Below are 5,261 nucleotides of genomic sequence, written 5' to 3'. Positions count from 1 at the left end.
GGGCGAGCACCAGGCGTTCCCCGCCTCGGACGACGTGCGCGACGTCGTCGGCGTGGGCGTGCTGTTGCCCAACGGCCGGCTGGCGGGGCGAAGCTTCGCCTCGCGCGCGGAGGCGGAGGACTGGGCGCGGCCCGACGAGGGGGAGCAGGTCGTCGAGCTCAACCTGCTGTGCGACTGCGACCTCTGAGCCGGAGCCGTGAGTGACGTCGCGCCGGGACGGGCACGCGGGGCATATATCTTGACGTCAAGATATATGGGGTATGCTGGTCGCGGTGCAGGTCGCAGCGGGTCGTGGACGAGCCGCCGACCACCGCCAGGGCGGTCCTCCGGACCAGGCCTGAGCGGCGCGCCGGCCCGGCGTAGGCTGGGCGAAGCCCCCTGAACCATGGCATCCGTGCCACCGTCTCGCCACGAAGGAGCTACGAGTGAGCAGCGTCGACACGTTCGGGTCGAAGGGAACGCTGGAGGTCGGTGAGAACTCGTACGAGATCTTCCGCCTGTCCGCCGTCGAGGGTGTCGAGCGCCTCCCGTACAGCCTGAAGATCCTCGCCGAGAACCTCCTGCGCACGGAGGACGGCGCCAACATCACCGCGGACCACGTCCGTGCGCTCGCGTCCTGGGACCCGGACGCGCAGCCCGACACCGAGATCCAGTTCACGCCCGCGCGCGTGATCATGCAGGACTTCACCGGCGTGCCCTGCGTCGTCGACCTCGCCACCATGCGCGAGGCCGTCGCGGAGCTCGGCGGCGACCCGTCGCGCATCAACCCGCTCGCGCCGGCCGAGATGGTCATCGACCACTCGGTGCAGATCGACGTCGCGGGCCGCTCGGACGCGTTCGAGCGCAACGTGGAGTTCGAGTACCAGCGCAACCACGAGCGCTACCAGTTCCTGCGCTGGGGCCAGACGGCGTTCGACGACTTCAAGGTCGTCCCCCCGGGCACCGGCATCGTGCACCAGGTGAACATCGAGTACCTGGCGCGCACGATCATGACGCGCGAGGTCGGCGGGGTGCTGCGCGCCTACCCGGACACGTGCGTCGGCACCGACTCCCACACGACGATGGTCAACGGCCTCGGCGTGCTCGGCTGGGGCGTCGGCGGCATCGAGGCCGAGGCGGCCATGCTCGGCCAGCCCGTCTCGATGCTCATCCCGCGCGTCGTGGGCTTCAAGCTCAACGGCTCGATCCCCGCGGGCGTCACCGCGACGGACGTCGTGCTCACCATCACGCAGATGCTGCGCCAGCACGGCGTCGTCGGGAAGTTCGTCGAGTTCTACGGCGCGGGCGTGGCCCAGGTGCCGCTCGCGAACCGCGCGACCATCGGCAACATGAGCCCGGAGTTCGGCTCGACGGCCGCGATCTTCCCGATCGACGGCGTGACGATCGACTACCTGCGCCTCACGGGCCGCAGCGACGAGCAGCTCGCGCTCGTCGAGGCGTACGCCAAGGAGCAGGGCCTGTGGCTCGACCCGGAGTCCGACAGCTACGTCGAGCCGGTGTTCTCGGAGTACCTCGAGCTCGACCTCTCGACGGTCGTCCCGTCGATCGCCGGGCCGAAGCGCCCGCAGGACCGCATCGAGCTCGGCGAGGCGAAGGAGTCGTTCGCCTCCGCGATCCTCGACTACGTCGACGCTGGCGAGGCCGCGCCGTTCACGGGCCTCGACGAGTCGGTCGAGGAGACCTTCCCCGCGTCCGACCCGATCGCCGCCGGGGCGCACGACAACGCGTCGGACCACCCGGTCGCGCCGGGCCACGCGGACAGCGCGAAGCGCCCGCACAAGGTCGTCCCCGTGACGCTCGAGGACGGCACGTCGACCGAGCTCGACCACGGCCACGTGGTCATCGCGTCGATCACCTCGTGCACCAACACGTCGAACCCGTCGGTCATGCTCGCGGCGGCGCTGCTCGCGAAGAACGCGGTGGACCGCGGCCTCGCGTCCAAGCCGTGGGTCAAGACCTCGATGGCCCCCGGGTCGCAGGTCGTGACGAACTACTACGAGAAGTCGGGCCTCTGGCCGTACCTCGAGAAGCTCGGCTTCCACCTGGTCGGCTACGGCTGCGCGACGTGCATCGGCAACTCGGGCCCCCTGGCGGACGAGATCTCCGCGACGGTCAACGAGCACGACCTGTCGGTCGTCTCGGTGCTGTCCGGGAACCGCAACTTCGAGGGGCGCATCAACCCCGACGTGAAGATGAACTACCTCGCGTCGCCGCCCCTGGTCATCGCCTACGCGCTCGCCGGCACGATGGACTTCGACTTCGACGGGGAGCCCCTGGGTACGGACCCGCACGGCGAGCCCGTCTTCCTCAAGGACATCTGGCCGTCGCCCGAGGACGTCCAGGCGACGATCGACGCGTCGATCGACCGCGACATGTTCACCAAGGACTACGCGGACGTCTTCACCGGCGACGACCGGTGGCGTGCGCTCGAGACGCCCGAGGGCGACACGTTCGCGTGGGACGCGGAGTCGACCTACGTGCGCAAGCCCCCGTACTTCGAGGGCATGGGCATGGAGCCGTCGCCCGTGACCGACATCTCCGGTGCGCGCGTCCTGGCGAAGCTCGGCGACTCGGTGACCACGGACCACATCAGCCCCGCTGGCGCCATCAAGGTGGACTCGCCCGCCGGCAAGTACCTCGCGGAGAACGGTGTCTCGCGTCGTGACTTCAACTCCTACGGGTCGCGCCGCGGGAACCACGAGGTCATGATCCGCGGCACGTTCGCGAACATCCGCCTGCGCAACCAGCTCCTCGACGGCGTCGAGGGCGGGTTCACCTTCAACTTCGTCAAGGGCGCGCAGGACACGATCTACGACGCCGCGCAGGACTACGCCGCGCAGGGGACGCCGCTCGTCATCCTCGGCGGCAAGGAGTACGGCTCCGGCTCGTCGCGCGACTGGGCGGCCAAGGGCACGGCGCTCCTGGGCGTCAAGGCCGTCATCACGGAGAGCTTCGAGCGCATCCACCGCTCGAACCTCATCGGCATGGGCGTCCTGCCGCTGCAGTTCCCGGCGGGCGAGAACGCCGGGTCGCTCGGCCTCGACGGCACCGAGACGTTCGACATCGCCGGCGTGACGGCGCTCAACGAGGGCACCACGCCGTCGACCGTCAAGGTCACCGCGACCAAGACCGACGGGACGAGCGTCGAGTTCGACGCCGTCGTGCGCATCGACACGCCCGGCGAAGCGGACTACTACCGCAACGGCGGCATCCTGCAGTACGTGCTGCGCTCCCTGGTGGCGTGAGCCACCGCTAGCGCCGCGGGGCCTCCCGACGGCGCACGCGCACCCCGGCGGGGCGCCCACCTCTCGGAGGTGGGCGCCCCGCCGTGCGTCGGTGCGCCGACCCTCGGCGCTGCGAGAGACTGGGGCATGGCGAGCGAGAACACGACCCAGCCGACGGACGCGGACGTCGAGGAGTTCCTCGCGGCGGTGGAGCATCCCGTGCGGCGCCGCGACGCGCACCGTCTCGTCGAGCTCCTGTCCCACGTCACGGGGGAGCCGCCGCGGATGTGGGGCTCGTCGATCGTCGGGTTCGGCACGTACCACTACCGCTACGCGACCGGACGCGAGGGCGACATGGCGGCGGCGAGCTTCTCGCCGCGCAAGGCGGCGACGACCGTGTACCTCATGGACGGGGTCGACGCCCACGCGGCGCTGCTGGGCCGCCTGGGCCCGCACACCGTCGGCAAGGGCTGCGTCTACGTGAAGGACCTCGACGCCGTCGACCTCGGCGTCCTCGAGGAGGTCGTGCGCCGCTCGTACGCGACCCTCACGGACGACCTCGAGCTCGGCCGCCGGCTCTCCGGCCCGTCGGCGCAGGAGCCCTCCTGACGCGACCGCGCCGTCGGGTCAGAGCGGGGCGTCGAGCGTGCGCGTCCGGTCCCAGGGCTCCGTCCAGCCGAGCCGGTCGAACAGGGCGTCGAGGATCCCGCCCGTGAACCCCCAGACGAGGTGCTCGCGGCCGTCCGCCTCGACGAGGAACCCGGGGCTCTTGTGCACGCGGCGGTCGCGCCGGACCGTCACCGTGCGACGCCGCTCGGGGTCCAGGAGGTCGGCGACGGGGACGCGGAACACGTGCGCGGACTCGGCGGCGTCGACCGCGCGGACGGGCGTGGGGCGCGACCACCACGCGAGGACCGGGGTCACGAGGTGGTTGCTCACCGGCACGGGCAGCTCGCCGAGCGTCCCGAGCACGTCGACGCCGGCGGGCTCGAGCCCCGTCTCCTCCTCGGCCTCGCGCAGCGCGGCGCCGACCGGGCCGTCGTCCTCGGGCTCGAGCCGTCCCCCGGGGAAGGCGACCTGGCCGGGGTGGTGGCCGAGCGTCGTGGCACGTGCGAGGAGGAGCACGTCGAGGTCGCGCGGCACCGAGGCCGCGGCGTGCTCGGCGGGAACCCGGTCGAGCGCGCCGAACAGCAGGAGCACGGCGGCGCCGCGGGCGTCGTCGCGCAGCGCGCCGACGGCGTGGCGCCACGGCTCGGGCCAGGCACCGCCGTCGCGCGCGAGGGCGGCGAGCTGCTCGCGCGCGGCCGGGCGCGAGCCGGCCGGGTCGGCGGTCACCAGCTCACCGGGAGCGGGCGGCCCTCCTCGTAGCCCGCGGCGGACTGGATGCCCACGACCGCGCGGTCGGCGAACTCCGCGAGGCTGGACGCGCCCGCGTAGGTCGCGGAGCTGCGCAGCCCCGACGTGATCTGGTCGAGGAGGTCCTCGACGCCCGGGCGCTGCGGGTCGAGGAACATGCGCCCCGAGCTGATGCCCTCCTCGTAGAGGGCCTTGCGCGCACGGTCGAACGGCGACCCGCCCGCGGTGCGCGCCGCCACGGCGCGCGCCGACGCCATGCCGAAGCTCTCCTTGTAGAGCCGGCCGGTGCCGTCGTCGTGCAGGTCGCCGGGGGACTCGTACGTGCCGGCGAACCACGAGCCGATCATCACCTGCGACGCACCCGCGGCGAGCGCGAGGGCGACGTCGCGCGGGTGGCGCACGCCGCCGTCGGCCCACACGTGCTTGCCGAGCTCGCGCGCCGCGGCGGCGCACTCGAGGACGGCGGAGAACTGCGGGCGCCCGACGGCGGTCATCATGCGGGTCGTGCACATCGCGCCCGGACCGACGCCCACCTTGACGATGTCGGCACCCGCGGCGACGAGGTCGCGCACGCCGTCCGCCGTGACGACGTTGCCCGCGACCACCGGGACGTCGGGGCCCACGGAGCGGACGGCGTCGAGCGCCTGGAGCATCTTGGCCTGGTGGCCGTGCGCCGTGTCC

The 5,261-nt window shown here is 72.5% G+C and carries 5 protein-coding genes; 3 read left to right on the top strand and 2 right to left on the bottom strand.

The features are described 5' to 3' along the window. From FB00_RS22520 to FB00_RS20620, 3 genes are all read left to right on the top strand, one after another. Window positions 1–187, top strand: a 187-nt coding sequence (locus FB00_RS22520) for a hypothetical protein (protein ID WP_047234797.1), incomplete at its 5' end; no start/stop codon positions are given. A gap of 238 nt (window positions 188–425) precedes the next feature. After that, on the top strand, window positions 426–3,245 hold the full coding sequence (locus FB00_RS20625; RefSeq protein ID WP_047234796.1) for an aconitate hydratase: 2,820 nt from the start codon (window positions 426–428) through the stop codon (window positions 3,243–3,245). Between the two features lie 126 nt (window positions 3,246–3,371). Beyond that, complete coding sequence (locus FB00_RS20620; RefSeq protein ID WP_047234795.1) at window positions 3,372–3,833, top strand: DUF1801 domain-containing protein; 462 nt, start codon at window positions 3,372–3,374, stop codon at window positions 3,831–3,833. A gap of 18 nt (window positions 3,834–3,851) precedes the next feature. Here FB00_RS20620 and FB00_RS20615 read toward each other — a convergent pair whose 3' ends face one another. Then, window positions 3,852–4,559, bottom strand: a complete 708-nt coding sequence (locus FB00_RS20615) for an NUDIX hydrolase (protein WP_047234794.1) — start codon at window positions 4,557–4,559, stop codon at window positions 3,852–3,854. After that, window positions 4,556–5,261 (bottom strand): IMP dehydrogenase (locus FB00_RS20610; RefSeq protein WP_047234793.1); only part of this gene is annotated, 706 nt, incomplete at its 5' end. The genes FB00_RS20615 and FB00_RS20610, both read right to left, overlap by 4 nt.

The organism is Cellulosimicrobium funkei (genome assembly GCF_001019615.1).
In the GTDB taxonomy this organism is placed as follows: Bacteria; Actinomycetota; Actinomycetes; order Actinomycetales; family Cellulomonadaceae; genus Cellulosimicrobium; species Cellulosimicrobium cellulans_E.
Note: the sequence above shows the minus strand (reverse complement) of the source record. Positions and strands in the feature narration are given on the sequence as shown.